Consider the following 17,965-nt stretch of genomic DNA (forward strand, 5'->3'; position numbering starts at 1 on the left):
CATTTCCTTCACAAAGCCAATATTATATTGATTTGTTTCAATACAAAATATATACTCTATTAACGCATTTTGGCCATAGGAAAGTGAAGTCAAAAGCCTCAAAATATTGATTTATATCCATTCTTTCAACTATTTTAATAAATGATGCAAACTAAAAACACAAAATTGGCTCAATTGGATATCGTACTCGACGGGTTGATGCGCAGATATAAGGAGCGGGTTCCTGATGTAAAGCATATCATTGAAGCCATGATCAAAAATAATATCATTGACCGGCAGGATGATATCGAAAATGACCATATCGCGTTCCGGACCATGGGAGTGCCACAACTTGGTGTTCAATCGTTTGAGAAAATATTTTTGCATTACGGATACACTAAACGCGACCACTATTTTTTTGAAGGAAAGAAGCTGGATGCCTGGTGGTATAGCCCGCCGAGAGACACCGATCCGAGAATTTTTGTCAGTGAATTGCGGGTCGGCGACCTGTCGGAGGAAAGCCAAAAGATCATTAAAAGTTATACTGATGAAGTATTACACGATCCGGTTGACGACCTCGATCTGGATAATGGTGAAGAAGTAGACGCATTTTTGCACCGTCCTCTCTGGCGAACGCCTTCTCTTTCAGATTATCGAACGCTTTTGAATGAAAGCGAATATGCCGCCTGGGTGATATATAATCGATATTACCTGAATCATTTTACAATTAGTGTTCATAATCTTCCCGACGGTTTCAATACCGTTGCCAGTTTTAACGAGTTCCTTGAAGACAACGGAATCAAACTAAATACTGCCGGTGGAAAGATTAAAACCAGCCCTGATGGCGGCCTGATCCAAAGCGCAACGGTAGCCGAAATGATTGAAGCGAAATTCCAAAACAACGAAACATTCACAATATCAGGATCATATGTGGAGTTCGCCGAGCGAAAAGTTCTTCCTGAATATGCCGATTTACCTAAAGAAGAGATCTCAAGAAAACATCGTCGCGACGGATTTGAGGCGAGTAATGCGGACAAGATTTTTGAGAGTACTTATCTGGGGCAGACGCGGGGGTGAGGTCAACTTAATTGACGATATGTAGAAAGTGTATCCCCTATATAGAGTATAATACATCTTTTAAGTTCTTCTTAATCAAAATTTTACAACAATCCGAAATCAAACAACTCCATAACAGAATTGGAAGAATTATGCATATTTAATGGAATATAATTCTCAAAATGCGATGTTACTCAACCCTCCTGATCATTAATGACATACTTCCTGGAAAACCTGTCGTGGATTCTACCTTCGATCATTGCCATCCTGGCGATAGCGATACCAATTTATTATCAATATCACAGAAAAAATGAAGAAAAAAACGTAGTTGAAATACCGGAATCAATTATCATCGTTATCGCGAATCAAAGTGCAACAATTAAGCAAGTGACGGAAGAAAACAGATCACTGCAAGTTCAACTAAGTAGCACGAAACTTCTCGCTGCTTCAAGTAAAGACGAATTTTCGAAGCGCCAACTGAATCATATGATTAAGGAAATAATAAATGTCACTGTTAGCAGGGATTTTTATTTAGAGCTGGAGGATATTCTGTTGAAAATTCTTTCTGAATGCCAAGGTGAATCGGATATTGTAAACCTATTTAAGGAAGGTGAAGAACATAATTACATCTTTGACTTACTAAACTCTATTGCATTTAAAGAGAAGATCTGCCGTATCCTGGTCAAAATTTACTGCGACCCTGCCCGACATGAAAACCTGCAAAATAACGCCTCTTTGCTATGGCTCCATATCAAGCACGAAGAAAACATAAGATCTTTCACTTACGGGCGCATGCCGCTTCCGCAAGAGCTGGGTCATGATCTAAACACGATCATCCCCTATTTCTGGAGTATTGTAAATATTGGATTTGAATATTATACGCATGATACTTTTTTGAGTTTCAGAAACGAATTCTCTCAAAAATTCAAGTTGTTTCTTGAAGTCTCAACCATAAACGAAGTCGTTAAGTACATTGATTCCGTCAATCCAAAAATTGTTCAGGCAGCAGCCTGGAGTCTCGTGTGGTTGATGAATACCCGAAATGAAAAGAACAAACCTCTTTGGCAACCCGACGAAGGCCAGTTAGAAATATTATACAGCTCATTTACCAAAAATAAGAGTCCCTACGGTATAAAATCCCTTGTTTCTATCCTTAACTCCACTTGTGAGAAAACGAACGGCTTCCAGGGAAATTTTTCATATGACTGTGCATTTGCCATGGACAATGACTCGGATTTACCAGAAGTCGAATGGGAGCCAATCAACGAAGAGTTAACTAAAGTTATATATCTTAAATATCTCTCCTCTTCCGATGAAATCAAGGATATACTTGCTAAATATCTCGCTAAATATGGGTTCAATGACCTTTCTGTCGCAAGCAGACTTTTAACTAAGTATTTAACCGAAAAAGATGATGACTTCATATTATCCATTTTAATGCCTTACGTCTCGGTAAACGCGGATAAAGGATTAATTAGTTATTCAATAAACTGGCTGCAAAGCAGTGATAAAAAAGTAGTCTTTTATGGGTTATTGCTCCGAAAAATATTGGGTAAAATCAACACGGAAATTATTGCCAAACTAGGACAAAGCAAACATATCAGTTCCGGCTTGTCAGAGCTAACTATTCCTGACTGTTCACAATTAGAGCTTTTTGAAAAAAAGAAGACCAGGGCGCTTTATAACGTTATCAAACTAATGGCTGGCCACGCGTATATTGTAAGAGGAAAAGACTCCACTAAACGAAAAGCCTGGTACTACATTCTAATAAATCCATGCATGGAGAGGCACTTTAGTGAAGTAAGTAAAATCGGCAACACCTATAATTTAGAAGATTATGGAAAAATTATTGTTTCTGAATATGGGAAGAAACCTCCTGCTGACATAGACGAAGTAATCCTCAACATATTCAATTAGTAGCTACATCCCCCTACTCATTCACCAAAAACCAAACTACCCGGCAAGCATTTCCTATGCTGTTTTCATTTTTATCTGAAGCAATGGAAACCTTCAAGGTGTGTTTGCCTGAGGATAGCTCGTCGCCGAGCATAAGATACCAGGGAAGGTGCAATTGATTGCTCCATCGAGTCATCAGATCCAGTGTTTGAGGCTTTTTACCGTCGATGGAATAGGAAATTTTGCCTGCATCCGCGCCGGAAACGATGGCGATACCTACTCCACGGCCTTTGAAATTGAATTCAAAAGATGAATTTGCTTCTTCTCCGACAAGAACCGGAACGTCCACAAAACCCGGCCGCGTAGGCAGTTTGTCTTTAGGTTTCCAATCAGGTTCTACATGAAACCCTTTTAACTTTGTCGCCTTGGTTACATTATGGTAGTTTCCTTTTTCATATGAAAACCGATCCATCGGGACTGGCATTTTCATATCGTTTAATGGAACAGGAAAATCCAGTTTCAGCAACTCCTTGATCGTTTGAAAATATACTTCCTGACCATACGGAGACGGATGCAGATCTTTAAAATCGTACTTCCATGTAAATTCTCCGGCTTCAATTCGGTCATATACTTCTCGCGACAAATTGATAAAAGGAACCCCGTAATATTTGGCAATTTTCTGATGAACAGCCACTTCTACCGGTTCCTTTCCACGTTTGTAGTCTTCATTTTTTAACGGTTCTGCAAAGGCCATCATAATCACATTCCCTTTGGGATTGGCGGCATACATATGCCGAATAATACCCTCCAAAGCTTTAATCTGAGCTTTTTCGCTAAAACCATTTCCTCTATCATTGACCGCTGCTTCTACAAATAACAGGTCCGGAATACCCTGTGCCAGAACGTCCCGTTCAAAGCGAAATGCGTGGGGTGTGCTTCCCAGCGATGGAATTCCGGCAGCAATAAATTTGAATTCAGTATCCGGAAAATGTTCGCGAAGATATTGGGCAGTCTTATTTCGCCATCCCGGATTATGGGTGATAGACCCGCCCAGAAAAGCTACCGTGCCTTTTTTGGTTTTTTTAAACTTGTCAAAAGCATTCCCAAGTCCGCCGTTAACTTCGATATATGGCATATGCGAAAGTGGCTTTTGAACTGGTACGCTATTGTCGTATATAAAGTCTGCCAACTTATCAGAATGTTCTATTGGAAAATGGTGTCCCTCCAGCTCCTGATCGCCGCGAGTCATGGGATATACACTGATGGGGCCGCCAAGTTTAAGAAAGTTTTGAATTAATATATCAGAGTTTTCCGCTGGCGGAACCAACTTGTCCTGCAAGCCCAATACATGAATAATCGGGACTTTATATGAAGCCAGACCCGCCAGATCATTGGTCGGAATATCGTCAAAATCTTTCGCCTGATCTTCTGTTATGCCAAATAGTGACAACCACAAGGCCCAGTCTTTTGCAGAACCCGGCCCTTTTCCTTTCCCACCCGGCCAGCTTTTAGGATCGCAAACAGGTGCTTCAGCATATATGCAACTGACCTTATCCGGATTTCTTTTTGCCCACCCATAAACATATAAGCCTCCCCGGCTTACGCCCTCGAGCGCAACCTTTGAAGCAAATTGCTTTTCCTTTACCAGATAGTCATAAAAATCGTCCCAAACCTGCATTGCTTTCGGGTGGGCGAACATATCATTGGTATTGACATATACGACATGAAAACCGCGCGAAAGCAATATGCTGTCCATTTCAGTATGCCAATCAGGGAAATGTGCACGCCATACCCAGGGGTTACCGGCCACAGCCTTTTTCGGTTTCACATACCACGCATCCCGATCTTCGAATTTAAACCGGACTTTTTCAAAGCCTTTCCAAGTTGTTACTACTTCGTCTTTAACCAGACTGGATTGGCCATATAACTGGCTAGCGGCCAGCCACAAAAAACAGAATATCCCTGATACATTTCTTTTCATACTTTTTAAAGAAAGGCATCGGGGATATTTACCGAAGGAAGCTTATTGAAAAGTGTACGTAATTTAAAGTCCCGCATCGTCAGAAGCGCCCATTGCCAATGCACCCCAGTCCAAATGGGCTCTGTCTTTTGACAATGCCGATAAAAAACGATTCCTGACGATATCTGCAATGGGCATCGGCACTTCGGACTTATTTGCAGTCTGGAGCGTCAGATTGATATCCTTCAAACCAAGGGGCAGTCGGAACGCGACGGGTTCATATTGATGCTGCGCGACAATTCTGCCATAGTTTTGAAAAATCGGGGCTGCAAAAAGCGTTTGCGTAAGCATATCATATATCTGCTGCCTTGGAATCCCATTTTTTTCGGCGAGTGTGAACGCTTCGGCCATCATCTCGATACTGGCGGCGATCATAAAATTGCCAGTCAGCTTGACCACATTCGCGGCGCCCGGATCATCCCCAAAGTCAAACACTCCTTTTACAAATGTCTGGACGATGGGCTTCACCAACTCTTTTGCAGCTGCATCGCCCGACAAACAAATATTACCCACTTTAGCCTTAACCGCCTCTGGTCTTGCGAAAATGGGTGCTGCGATATAAGTCGAACCAACCTTGGCATGTCTTTCGGCAAGCTTTCGGGAAGTATCCGGCGAAATAGTACTCATGGAAACATGAATTCCTTTGCCCAGTTTTTCCAAAAATTCACCTGAGACAACAGCATCCACAGCGTCGTCATCAGCTAATACCGTGAAAACGATACCGTCGCGAATGACTGCTTCCACAGGTACCCTTGCCAACTGCGCACCTTTCGATTTTAAAGGTTCCGCCTTAGAAAAAGTACGATTCCAAACATTTAACTGATATCCTGACTCCAAAAGACTTTCAGCAATAGGATATCCCAGGTTTCCAAGCCCCAAAAAAGCGATATTACTACTCATATAATTTTAGTTTCGAATTTCTGATTTTCAATATTAGAAATAGATCATGAGGCAACGAGCTCAACAGCTGATCGCCGAAGTTACACCTGAATTACACCGACATTAAATGCCTGCTCAATCGGTGCATGATTGGCAGCTTCAATTCCAACAGATATTATCTTTCTCGTTTCAGACGGATCTATAATCCCGTCTACCCAAAGCCGGGCGGCGGCGTAATAAGGCGAGAGCTCTTCACTATACTTATCTGTAATTTCTTTGAGCAGTGCTTCTTCGGCCTCGGGAGTTATTTCCTGCCCTTTTCTTCTAAGTATGGATTCCTGTACCTGAAGCAAGGTTTTTCCTGCAGCGGCTCCGCTCATGACTGCGATCTGCGCCGTAGGCCAGGCGAAAATCAGACGTGGATCATATGCTTTTCCGCACATGGCATAGTTTCCGGCTCCATATGAGTTGCCGACAATAAATGTAAATTTGGGCACGACACTATTCGCGACAGCGTTCACCATCTTCGCGCCATCCTTAATGATACCACCCTGCTCTGCCCTGCTTCCCACCATAAAGCCCGTCACATCCTGAAAAAAGACCAACGGTATACCTTTCTGATTACAGTTCATAATAAAACGAGCTGCTTTATCGGCCGCCTCACCATATATAACGCCCCCCATCTGCATTTCACCTTTCCCGGATTTTACAATTTTCCGCTGGTTAGCGACTATTCCGACAGCCCAGCCATCCACGCGGGCATAAGTACATATCAGTGTCTTCCCATAATCCGGTTTATATTCGTCGAGCTCTGACCGATCCACAATACACTCCAAAACGTGGCGCATATCATATTGCGTCTGGCGGTCAGCGGGAAGTATATCATATATCTCATTCGACAGTCTTTCCGGCTCGTCACTTTTATCCCTGTTAAACCCCGTCAACCTCGGATATGCCAGCCTGCCGATTGACCTTCGAACCGCTTCAAGACAGCTTTTATCGTCCGGGAATTTTTTATCTGTTACTCCGGAAATTTCACTGTGCATGGTAGCTCCGCCCAACGTCTCAGCATCTACATCTTCGCCAATAGACGATTTTACGAGAAAAGGGCCCGCCAAAAATACAGAGCCCGTTTCTTCAACGATATAGACCTCATCAGACATAATCGGTAAATAAGCTCCTCCAGCCACGCAGCTACCCATAATCGCGGCAATTTGGGTTATTCCCATTGATGACATTTTTGCATTGTTTCTGAAAATCCTTCCAAAATGCTCTTTGTCCGCAAAAACTTCTGATTGCATGGGCAAAAAAACACCGGCACTGTCGACAAGATATATCACAGGCAAGTGATTCTCCATAGCAATTTCCTGTGCTCTCAGATTCTTCTTGGCTGCTATCGGAAACCATGCTCCTGCCTTGACCGTCGCATCATTCGCAACGATCATACAAAGCCGACCAGAAATATATCCCAACCCAGTGACCACACCGCCTGATGGACAGCCGCCTTCTTCCTCATACATCCCGTCGGCGACAAAAGCTCCAATTTCGAGAAATGCGGTATCATCATCCAGCAGAAAATCTATACGCTCCCGGGCGGTTAGTTTACCCTTTTTATGTTGCGCTTCAATTTTACTTTTCCCTCCTCCCAGTTTCACTTCCTCATGCTTCTCACGAAGATTTGATAAAAGCTCGTGTATAGTTTGATGATCTGCCATGTGTATGTTCTTTGTGATACTGTAATGTATAAAATGCAGCATCTACTTCAAAAAAGAAGGGCCACCAAAATATAAATTGGCGGCCCTGCTATTGTTTGGAATATCTTTATTTTATCACTTTCGCAGTGTCAAGTGGGGACTCGACAGGTCCTCTGTCCTTTTTACCAAAAACGGAGATATTAACATAACGCTTTGGCTGCTCTCTGAAATTGGTCATGAGCTTGTTCATGCTGACGATCGTACGATTGAGATTGTCATACAAAACCTGGTCTTTCAAAAGTTTACCGGCAGTGCCATTGCCCGCTTCAACACCAGCCAGGAGTTTTCGAAGTTCTGCAATTGTCGCATTGGCTCCCTGCAAAGTTTCCCCGATTCTCAATGCGTTCAATGAATCAGCAAAAGTTCCGGTCTTCGCAAGAAGCGGTTTAAGTTCTTTTTCAGATTCTACCAATGAAACCGATAGCTTATTCAGGTTGGTGGTCATCGCTAAAAGATTGGCTCGGTTCTCATTCAGAAAGCCCTGAAGCTCGGTTCCTGTTGCGTTATAATTTCTTAATACCTGATTCAATATGTGACCCGTCTCCGCGAAGCCTTCAACTACCTCATTCAAAGTCAGCACCAATGAGTCCGCATGCGTCATCACAGGCAACGCTTTCTCCTGCAATAAGGCACTAATTCCAGCTTCCTTTTTTCCTGCCAAAGTATCGGCATCTTCCAGAAGTCCTGGTCCCGCTCCGATCGCCAAACGAATGCTTTTTCCTCCAAGCAGTCCGCCGTCGGCCAGAATGGCTACCGTTCCTTTAGGTATTTTGATCCCCTTCTGGATATCGATTGTAACCAGCAGCTGATTCCCTTTATCCTGCAGGAGCTTAATCGCCTGAACCCTCCCTACGTTCAATCCATTGAGTAAAACAGGATTAGAAACGGTCAATCCATCTATATTATCGTATAGGATATGGTATTTGTATGTTCTCGAAAAGATATCCGAACCTTTTAGTATGTGGAACCCCAGGTATAACATCACAATGGCAAAAATTCCCATTATACCTACCTTGGTCTCTTTTGTTAATTTCATGGACTAAATTATTAAAATTGCCTCATGGCAGTGTTCAAGATTATGCACGGTTTATCTATCCATACTTTTCTTATATGAAGTGAAAGCCTGAAGGATATTATCCGCTATTTCTGACTGTCCGTCTTCCGAGCTAAGATAATCTTCTTCCGATGGTGTCGACAAAAAACCGGTTTCAATCAAAACGCATGGCATAGCAGTGCGCCAAAGAACCAGAAATCCAGCCTGTTTCACGCCCCGGCTATTTCTGCCAGCATCTCCTTTAAAGTTTTGTTCAACAAGATCGGCAAAACGAAGACTACTAGAAATAAATGCACTTTGATAGTTCGACAGCATGATATACGCCAGCGGAGAGTTGGGATCAAAGTCTTTATATTTCTTCTTATAGTTCGTTTCCTGTAAAATTACTGAGTTTTCCCGTTTTGCAACCTCAAGGTTACCTTCTGTTTTGTGCAAACCCATAACATAGGTTTCAGTACCCGTCACAGAATGAGATCTTGGGGTGGAATTGCAGTGAATAGAAATAAACAAATCGGCGTTATTCCGGTTGGCAAATGCCGATCTTTCATCCAATTCAATGAATTCATCGGTAGACCTGGTATACAGGACTTTTACTTCTGGAAATTCGCGTTTGATCTTTCTACCGAGTTCGAGTGCTACAGCAAGGGCGACATCCTTTTCTTTTGTGCCTCCTCCACGAGTCCCAATATCCTTACCTCCATGCCCCGCATCCAGGACAACGGTATTGACTTTACTCGGCCTAATACGCTTATTTTCAATACTGTTACCAGACGGATTTTCCTTGAAAACAAAGGCAAGGCTGGCTACTAAAAAACAAGATGAAATGATGGGCTTAAGAACTTTTAACATTATTTTTCAGTTACGGCGGTACTCGTTCAAGCTTTCTCTGCTAATTTTGACTTTCTATTGCAAAAATACGCTATTTGTTAGAACTGAAAAGAAAGGCGATTATTATATCGCTGATATTGCTGCCATTTCTGTTGATCGGCACTGCCGCTTGTGTTAACCAAAAGACTACTCAAAAGGGAAAACCAGATTCAAAAACCGGAATCGTTGGTATTACCAAAAAAGCGGTAGACAGCATAGCTGTGTCCAATCCGAAAACCACAGAAGCCCTCAAAGACACGGTCAAAAAAATTGCTGCGCTTGCTGACAGTATGCTTGTGAACGGTAAAATGGTTGCTGTTGCGGACTCAGCGGCCAGAGATTCACTGTCAAATCCTGACGACCTCGCTAACACTGTGAAGTATACCGCGCAGGATTCTACCATTATGATGGCCGAAGCGAAAGAGGTGCATATGTACAAAAATGCCGAAGTTACTTATGGGGATATCAATCTTAAAGCTGATTATATCAAGCTAAACTGGATCACAAATGAGGTATATGCCCGGGGAACTTATGATTCGACTACTAAAAAAATGGTAGGAGAACCTATTTTCCAGGATGGTGGAACAGCCTACAATACCAAAGAAATCCGGTATAACTTTAAATCAAAAAAGGCTGTTATTCAAGGAATTGTCACCCAAGAAGGAGACGGGAATATTAGGGGAAATAAAGTCAAAAAGGATACGGAGGGTAATTTTTATCTACACAAGGCGATGTATACCACCTGTAACCTGACGCACCCCCACTTCTATATAAATGCACCAAAAATTAAACTGGTACATGATAAACAGGTGATTTCCGGACCATTCAATCTTGTCATAAGCGACGTTCCTCTACCTATCGGCCTGCCTTTCGGATTTTTTCCCTTTCCTAAGAAGAAAGAAATCGGGACTTCGGGTATTATCATCCCAACCTACGGCGAAGAACCAAATGGACGCGGATTCTACCTTCGTAACGGCGGATATTACTTCGCAATAAGTGAATTTATCAACGCGCAGGTAACCGGACAGATCTATACCTCAGGCAGCTGGGGAGTCGGGGTAGCTTCGACCTATATTTCACGGTATAAATACAATGGAAGTTTTTCATTGAATTACAACATGAACAGGCCAACTGATGAGGTTGCCCGTGAATTGGGCACCGGGGTAACCAACGATTTCAGTATTCAGTGGTCTCACGTTCCCAAGGCTCGGGGAACTTCCACTTTCTCGGCAAACGTGAATGTATCCAGCAATACTTATAATCAACAGCAGTCATTTGATACTCAAAAATATATCTCCAACGTAGCAAGTTCCTCTGTTCAGTATAATAAAACAATGGGGCAGTATCTTCGCGCAGCTGCCAGCGTTCGGGTAAACCAGAATTTTGGACAGATTAATCCCTCTACACAAAGAAGGGAAGGCGGAAAGACAAACGTGGGAGCAGATTTCAGTTTTGGCGTAAACCAGATTGCTCCTTTTGCGCTGAGGAATGCGCGTGGGGCATGGTATGAGAGCTTCCGTCTGGGAATGGATTTCCGTGGAAACTACACGCTGACAAACGTTTTGCCTGCGATAGACACTTCGTACACCTCGCTTGGATTTAAATTGGATAATAAACTCGACACCAATCGTGTGGGCCAAAGTGAAACTGTGAAATTCAATACAGGGAATTTTGGGATGATGGCCAATGCCACACAATTAAATGGAAGTTATAGTATTCCTATTTCACTGCCCAACTTTAAAGTCTTCAGGTTTGTCAATCTTACCCCAAGCGTGTCCCTCAGCGGCCAGGTTTACACGAGGCAATACAATTATAGTTACGTAGGTAAAAACACCATCCATATCGACACATTAAACCGAGTGGGTACTCAATATGCATATGCTTTCGGTGCAGGAATGAATACTCGTTTTTATGGTACCTTTTTCGTAAAAGGCCGTCGCCTGGAAGCGATCAGACATACGGTGATTCCATCATTGACCTTCTCTTACACTCCAGACTTTTCCGGAAACGATTACTTTTATCAGAATGTACAAATTAATGAGTCTGGGGAAACGCGTAGACTATCCCGTTTTCAGGGCGTAGGTAGTAGCGTTGGGAATGGCAAAGCTGCCAGTACTGTGTCCTTTAGCCTGAATAACTCTTTCGAAATGAAGCTAAGATCAAAAAGTGATACGGCGGCGACTCAGTTCGAAAAGATATCGCTTTTGGACAATTTAGGTTTCAACACAAATTACAATCTCCTGGCAGATTCACTTAATCTGTCGAACATTGCGATTAACGCAAATGCGCGAATTGGGAAGAATTTGAATTTGAACTTCAATGCCAACCTGGATCCATATGCATATGTTCCGTCAGATGGGTACGCGAATGGTCGAAAAATCAACAAATTTGCGGTGACGCAAGGTCAGGGAATTGCTAATCTGCAAAGTGTTGGATTTACGTTAGGAACCAATTTCTCCCCTAAAAAATCCGATAAACCAAAGCCTCAACCAGGAGCTAACAGCAATGCAACCCAGGAGCAACGGGATTTTGTTGAACAGCATCCGGAATTGTACGTAGACTTTAATGTACCCTGGAATCTGGTAGTTAACTATAACTTTGCCTTGTCAAAACCAGGTTTATCCAAGTCAACTATCGTTCAAGCTGTAAACCTGACGGGCGATTTAAGTCTTTCGAAAAACCTCAAAGCTACTTTCAGTACAGGTTTTGACTTTGCAGCATTCTCACCAACAATTACCCAGATAGGTATAACCCGCGATCTTCACTGCTGGGATATGAGTTTTAACTGGACACCTTATGCGGGCAGCAGGTCAAGGTCTTCCAATTATAACTTTACGTTGAAGGTAAAATCGAGCATATTGCAGGATATGAAAGTATCGCGCCGCCGCTCATTCTACGACCAGTCAGCGTATTAACAAAAAAGGCCAGCTCCACGAGCCAGCCCCAATTCGTCACAATTCGGTTAACTTATTTTGAAGAAGGCTTAGCGGCAGCAGCTTTAGGCACAACCTCTCCATTCAAATAAAGTGTAATAGAACCTCCTTCTGTGTTACTGAATATAGTAACAGGTTTGTTGAACGGACCAGCCGCAGCAGCATTAAATGTTGCTTTGATGGTACCAGTTTTTCCAGGAAGAACAGGGTCTTTAGACCACACAGGAGTAGTACATCCGCAAGATACGGTTACGTTCGACAGAACAATTGGATCTGTACCTGTGTTGGTGAACACGAACTCGTTTGTTACAGGAGTGCCTTGTGGTACTTTGCCGAACTTATGTGTTTCTTCTTTAAACTTTAGAACACCTTTCTGAGCAAAACTTGCTGTCGACAGGCCAACGAGTAATACCAGTGCTGAAAAAAATACTTTCATGAGTGCTGACTTACATTTAGTGGTGAAAAATATTTTAGAACGGCAAGATTAATGCATAAATATTAAAGTTAATAAACATTAACCAATATTAACATCGGATTTAACTGCAATGTAATTGTTATGAATATTATTTTTCTAAGCTAATTTTGCGAGGCATTACAAAAAAATGTAATTTAACTACGGAATGAGACCCGCAATATTTGCTTATGCTTTTAGATGATAATTTGACCGGCACCAGTGTACTGAATAAAGAAAACATTATCAACGACTACCGCCTTGTGTGTGAAAGTCGTCAGGTAAGTTTGCTGGGGAGAAAGGATACGATGGGAGGCCGTTCAAAATTTGGCATCTTTGGCGATGGTAAAGAAGTGGCTCAGGCGGCTATGGCGCGCGCCTTCCGTCCCGGAGATTTCAGGTCAGGATATTACCGTGACCAGACGATTGAAGCAGCCGTTGGCAATATTACCTGGCGCCAGTTTTTTGCACAAATGTATGCCCACGCGGATCTTGAGCATGAGCCTAGTACAGGAGGGAGATCCATGAACGGACACTTTTCCACACGCTGGCTGGATGAAAAAGGACGATGGCTTGACCAGACGAAAATCTACAATTCGGTTTGCGATATATCATCCACAGCCGGCCAAATTCCCCGTGCTGTAGGACTTGCATATGCTTCCAAACTATACCGCAATAATACTGACATTCAATACCTCACCAACTTCTCTCACAAAGGCGACGAAATAACATTCGCAACGATAGGCGATGCGTCAACTTCGCAGGGAATGTTTTTGGAAGCCATGAATGCCGCAGGCGTCTTGCAAATACCGCTGCTTACGTCGGTTTGGGATGATGGATATGGCATATCCGTTCCTGTTGAATATCAGACGACTAAGGGCAGTATATCGAAGGCACTGGCAGGACTTCAGAGAAATGAAGACGGCGATGGGCTGGAAATTTTCACTGTCAATGGTTGGGATTATCCTGCGCTGATTGAAACCTATCAAAAGGCGTCGGAGCTATGCAGAAAAGAACATATTCCTGTGCTTGTGCATGTTACAGAAATGACTCAGCCTCAGGGGCATTCCACTTCGGGCTCGCACGAGCGATATAAATCAAAAACGAGACTTCAGTGGGAACGCGATCATGACTGTAACGTTCGTTTTCGAAAATGGATATTGGAAAACGGATATTCTACTGAAGAAGAACTGGACGCCATCGAAGCCGATGCAAAAGAAACCGCACTAAGCCAGCGGAATGAGGCATGGCAATCATATCGCAAAGACCTTGATAAAGAATATCTTGCTGTGATTCAACTGCTTCAGCACTTCATGAAGGAAAGTAGTTTCACAAGTGAAATCAGCGACGTTATACTTGATCTAACCAAAACATTTCTGCCTGTCAGAAAAGACCTTGCGATCAGTATCCGTAAGGTTTTAAGGATTACCAGAAGCGAGGACTCTCCGGTTCGCAATGAATTAAAGGATTATCTGACCACACTTATCGCCGAAAACTCGGAAAGATATAATACCCATCTGTACAGCGAGGTAGAAGATTCCCCACTACATGCGCCAGTGGTGCCGGCGACCTATACAGAAAATGCGCCTGTGGTCGATGGACGGGAAGTTATTCGGTCATTCTTCGACGGACTTTTCGAAAAAGATCCGCGCATCGTGGCATTGGGAGAAGATGTGGGTCAGATTGGTGACGTGAATCAGGGTTTTGCAGGCTTGCAGGAAAAATATGGCGCTATCAGAATTACCGACACCGGAATTCGAGAGACCACGATCGTGGGTCAGGGTATAGGAATGGCGATGCGAGGTTTAAGACCGATCATCGAAATTCAGTATTTTGACTACATATATTATGCGCTGGCAACCTTGACAGATGATCTCGCATCGCTCCGGTACCGGACTGCCGGCGGTCAGAAAGCGCCGCTTATTATCCGTACCAGAGGACATAGATTGGAAGGCATATGGCATTCGGGTTCTCCGATGGGTACCATATTGAGCAGCTTAAGAGGTTTGCACATCGCTGTTCCAAGAAATTTCACCCAGGCTGCCGGGCTTTACAATACCCTTCTTCATGGGGACGATCCTGCGTTGGTTGTTGAGCCGCTCAACTCCTATCGCCAAAAAGAAATACTTCCTGACAATTTAAAGGATCTAAAGGTGCCTTTGGGAGTTCCCGAAATTTTGAGAGAAGGAAGTGATATCACCATTGTTACCTATGGCTCAATGTGCAGAATTGTATCTGAGGCAGCGGTACAGTTAGAAAGCCTCGGAATAGAAGCTGAAATTATTGATGTACAGACTTTACTACCTTTCGATATTCACGGAATAATAGGTCAGTCCATTAAGAAAACAAATCGAGTGATTTTTGCGGATGAGGATCTACCGGGAAGTGCTTCGGGATATATGATGCAGCAAGTATTGGAAAATCAACACGCATATCGCTGGCTTGACTCAGCCCCTGTGACAATTTCCGCGAAGCCACACAGACCTCCATACGGTTCCGACGGCGATTATTTCACAAAACCTAATGCGGATGATATAGTTGAAAAGGCATATTCGATGCTGGCGGAGATGGATCCTGGTAAGTTTCCGTCGATTTCATAGAAGTGCTCAGCGGATTTTTTTAAACTTCATAGTTAAATGGAGATCGGATGTCATATCAGGATTAAATAAACCGCTATGTATAAAAAGTTTGGAAAGAGGAGTTTTGACTTAGTTCTGTCCTTAATCGGAGTCTTTTTATTACTGCCCATATTTTTGCTAATCTTCATATTAATCTGGGTTAAAACCGGAAATAATCCCCTTTTCCGACAACCCCGTCCGGGCCTGAACGAAAAAATATTCATTTTGTTCAAATTCAAAACCATGACGGATCGGAAAGACAAATCCGGAAATCTTCTGAGCGATGCGGAACGATTGACTGGATTCGGCAGCTTCCTCCGGAAAACTTCGCTTGACGAAATTCCTCAGCTTTGGAATGTATTGAAAGGAGATATGAGCCTGGTGGGCCCGCGTCCACTGTTGGTTGAATACCTGCCACGATACAATTCTAGTGAAAGACTCAGACATTCAGTCAAACCCGGTATAACCGGATACGCGCAAATCAATGGCAGGAACAGTATATCCTGGCATGAAAAATTCCAATTGGATCTTTGGTATATTGAGCACATCTCTTTCTCGACCGATTTAAAAATCATTTTTCGAACATTTTCAAAAATATTACGTAGAGATCAGGTAAATTCAAGCGAAGGCATTCCTATGGAAAAATTCATGGGATAACCTTCGCACAATGATATTATTAAATTCCAAGCACGTATGATTCTGTATGGAGCCAGTGGTCACGCAAAGGTAATTATCAGCTGTTTGCGAGATATGGGTGTATCGGTCACTGCCATTTTTGACGATGATCCTTCAAAAATGATCTTATCAGGAATTACGCTTTCAGGCCAATATCGCGATGACTTATTCCCAAACCAGAAATTGATTATCGCTATTGGCGACAATCGTCTTCGGGAGAATATAAGTAAGACCGTCTTCCATCCATTCGGAATAGTCACGCATCCATCCGCTTTGGTAGACGAAACGGTTTCCGTAGGCGAAGGAACGGTCATCATGCATCGTGCGGTAGTTCAAGCCGAGACCATATTAGGTAAGCATGTGATTATCAACACGATGGCATCTGTGGATCATGAATGTAAAATAGGAGACTTTGCCCATATTGCACCGGGAGTGATATTGTGTGGTAACGTGACAATTGGAGCAGGAACGCTCATCGGAGCGGGAAGTGTGATTGTTCCTAATATTACAATTGGAAGCAACTGCGTCATATCCGCCGGGAGTGTTATTAAACATAATATCCCTGATGGCATATTAGTGAAGGGAATGAGTTAAAATCATCAACAATCTTAACACAGCGGCATTTGGAAATTCCGGACAACAAACGCATATGGCTCTCTCCGCCTCATATGAGCGGGCGTGAACTACAATATGTTCACGAAGCTTTTGACACCAACTGGATCGCTCCGCTGGGACCAAATGTGGATAATTTCGAAAAAGAAATCAGTGAATATATAGGCGGAGGCGTTCATGTGGCCGCCCTGTCTTCCGGCACGGCCGCGCTGCATCTTGCTCTAATTCTCTCAGGTATAGGCAAAGACGACATCGTGTTGTGCCAGTCTTTGACATTCTCTGCCAGCGCGAATCCTATCATTTATCAAGGTGCAATTCCTGTATTTGTTGACAGTGAGACATCTACCTGGAATATCTGTCCGGACACCCTGGAAGTTGCAATCAAAGATTTGGGAAAAAAGGGTAAGAAGCCAAAGGCGTTGATATTGGTTCACCTATACGGCATGCCCGCTCGGATGGATGAGATATCGGGTATTTGTGAAAAATATGGCGTTACCGTAATCGAAGATGCAGCGGAATCCTTGGGTTCAAAATACAAAGCCAGATTAACGGGTTCCTTTGGGGCATTCAGCATATTGTCGTTTAACGGAAACAAAATCATAACCACATCCGGGGGCGGCGCGCTACTCTCTCCCTCAACAGAAAATATTGTAAAAGCTAAATTCCTGGCCACACAAGCCAGAGACGAAGCCCCGCATTATGAGCATTCACAAATCGGATACAACTATCGCATGAGCAATGTTTGCGCGGGGATCGGGCGTGGACAGTTGGAAGTAATAGAAGAGAGGGTAAAAAGCCGGCGAATGAATTTCCAATACTACCATGATTTACTTAAACACTTGCCCGGAATTACCTTTCAAAACGAGCCGGAAGGATCCTTCTCTAATCGCTGGCTGACGGCTGTGACTGTTGATCCAAAGATATCTAATGGAATATCATCCGACAAAATAAGAGTCAAACTCAATGAACACAACATTGAATCCAGGCCAATATGGAAACCGATGCATTTGCAACCAGTTTTTAAAGACGCACAATACTACGGGGGAAATTTAGCCGAGACATTGTTTCTGAACGGCCTTTGCCTGCCATCCGGCTCAAACCTGACTTCTGAGGATCTGCACCGAATTTCACACCTGGTATCAACCGTGAACAAATAAAAAGCTCCTGTCGA

The 17,965-nt window shown here is 43.2% G+C and carries 13 protein-coding genes; 7 read left to right on the forward strand and 6 right to left on the reverse strand.

What is annotated here, in order from left to right:
* The first annotated feature begins 144 nt into the window (after positions 1-144).
* Positions 145-1,056: a 2-oxoadipate dioxygenase/decarboxylase family protein gene (locus tag AC1XUD_RS07930; RefSeq protein WP_483360610.1), complete on the forward strand. Its 912-nt coding sequence runs from the start codon at positions 145-147 to the stop codon at positions 1,054-1,056.
* Between the two features lie 192 nt (positions 1,057-1,248).
* A complete protein-coding gene (locus tag AC1XUD_RS07935) occupies positions 1,249-2,952 on the forward strand; it encodes a hypothetical protein (RefSeq protein WP_483360435.1) in 1,704 nt (567 codons plus the stop codon).
* Between the two features lie 13 nt (positions 2,953-2,965).
* Here AC1XUD_RS07935 and AC1XUD_RS07940 read toward each other — a convergent pair whose 3' ends face one another.
* The 5 genes from AC1XUD_RS07940 to AC1XUD_RS07960 all read right to left on the reverse strand — a co-directional run bounded on the left by AC1XUD_RS07940 (position 2,966) and on the right by AC1XUD_RS07960 (position 9,487).
* On the reverse strand, positions 2,966-4,912 hold the full coding sequence (locus AC1XUD_RS07940) for an SGNH/GDSL hydrolase family protein (RefSeq protein ID WP_483360436.1): 1,947 nt from the start codon (positions 4,910-4,912) through the stop codon (positions 2,966-2,968).
* 63 nt (positions 4,913-4,975) lie between these two features.
* Positions 4,976-5,851 (reverse strand): NAD(P)-dependent oxidoreductase, encoded by an 876-nt coding sequence (locus AC1XUD_RS07945; protein WP_483360437.1) that lies wholly within the window; start codon positions 5,849-5,851, stop codon positions 4,976-4,978.
* 80 nt (positions 5,852-5,931) lie between these two features.
* Positions 5,932-7,545, reverse strand: a complete 1,614-nt coding sequence (locus AC1XUD_RS07950; protein ID WP_483360438.1) for an acyl-CoA carboxylase subunit beta — start codon at positions 7,543-7,545, stop codon at positions 5,932-5,934.
* 106 nt (positions 7,546-7,651) lie between these two features.
* Positions 7,652-8,620, reverse strand: a complete 969-nt coding sequence (locus AC1XUD_RS07955) for an MlaD family protein (RefSeq protein ID WP_483360439.1) — start codon at positions 8,618-8,620, stop codon at positions 7,652-7,654.
* A gap of 51 nt (positions 8,621-8,671) precedes the next feature.
* Positions 8,672-9,487: an N-acetylmuramoyl-L-alanine amidase family protein gene (locus AC1XUD_RS07960; RefSeq protein ID WP_483360440.1), complete on the reverse strand. Its 816-nt coding sequence runs from the start codon at positions 9,485-9,487 to the stop codon at positions 8,672-8,674.
* Between the two features lie 74 nt (positions 9,488-9,561).
* Between AC1XUD_RS07960 and AC1XUD_RS07965 the strand changes: the two genes are divergently transcribed.
* Positions 9,562-12,420, forward strand: coding sequence for a putative LPS assembly protein LptD (locus AC1XUD_RS07965; protein WP_483360441.1), 2,859 nt, complete (start codon positions 9,562-9,564; stop codon positions 12,418-12,420).
* Positions 12,421-12,472: 52 nt separating this feature from the next.
* Here AC1XUD_RS07965 and AC1XUD_RS07970 read toward each other — a convergent pair whose 3' ends face one another.
* Entirely contained in the window at positions 12,473-12,874 is a 402-nt protein-coding gene (locus AC1XUD_RS07970) for a DUF1573 domain-containing protein (protein ID WP_483360442.1), read from the reverse strand.
* Positions 12,875-13,080: 206 nt separating this feature from the next.
* On the opposite strand from AC1XUD_RS07970, the gene AC1XUD_RS07975 reads away from it, so the two are divergent.
* From AC1XUD_RS07975 to AC1XUD_RS07990, 4 genes are all read left to right on the forward strand, one after another.
* Positions 13,081-15,489: an alpha-ketoacid dehydrogenase subunit alpha/beta gene (locus tag AC1XUD_RS07975; RefSeq protein WP_483360443.1), complete on the forward strand. Its 2,409-nt coding sequence runs from the start codon at positions 13,081-13,083 to the stop codon at positions 15,487-15,489.
* 75 nt (positions 15,490-15,564) lie between these two features.
* The gene (locus AC1XUD_RS07980; protein WP_483360444.1) at positions 15,565-16,164 is read left to right on the forward strand and encodes a sugar transferase; all 600 of its coding nucleotides are present in this window, start codon (positions 15,565-15,567) and stop codon (positions 16,162-16,164) included.
* A gap of 36 nt (positions 16,165-16,200) precedes the next feature.
* Positions 16,201-16,776: an acetyltransferase gene (locus AC1XUD_RS07985; RefSeq protein WP_483360445.1), complete on the forward strand. Its 576-nt coding sequence runs from the start codon at positions 16,201-16,203 to the stop codon at positions 16,774-16,776.
* Between the two features lie 29 nt (positions 16,777-16,805).
* Complete coding sequence (locus tag AC1XUD_RS07990; RefSeq protein WP_483360446.1) at positions 16,806-17,951, forward strand: DegT/DnrJ/EryC1/StrS family aminotransferase; 1,146 nt, start codon at positions 16,806-16,808, stop codon at positions 17,949-17,951.
* Positions 17,952-17,965 lie beyond the last annotated feature (14 nt).

The sequence above is a fragment of the Dyadobacter sp. HNCC25DJ184 genome, assembly GCF_056895215.1.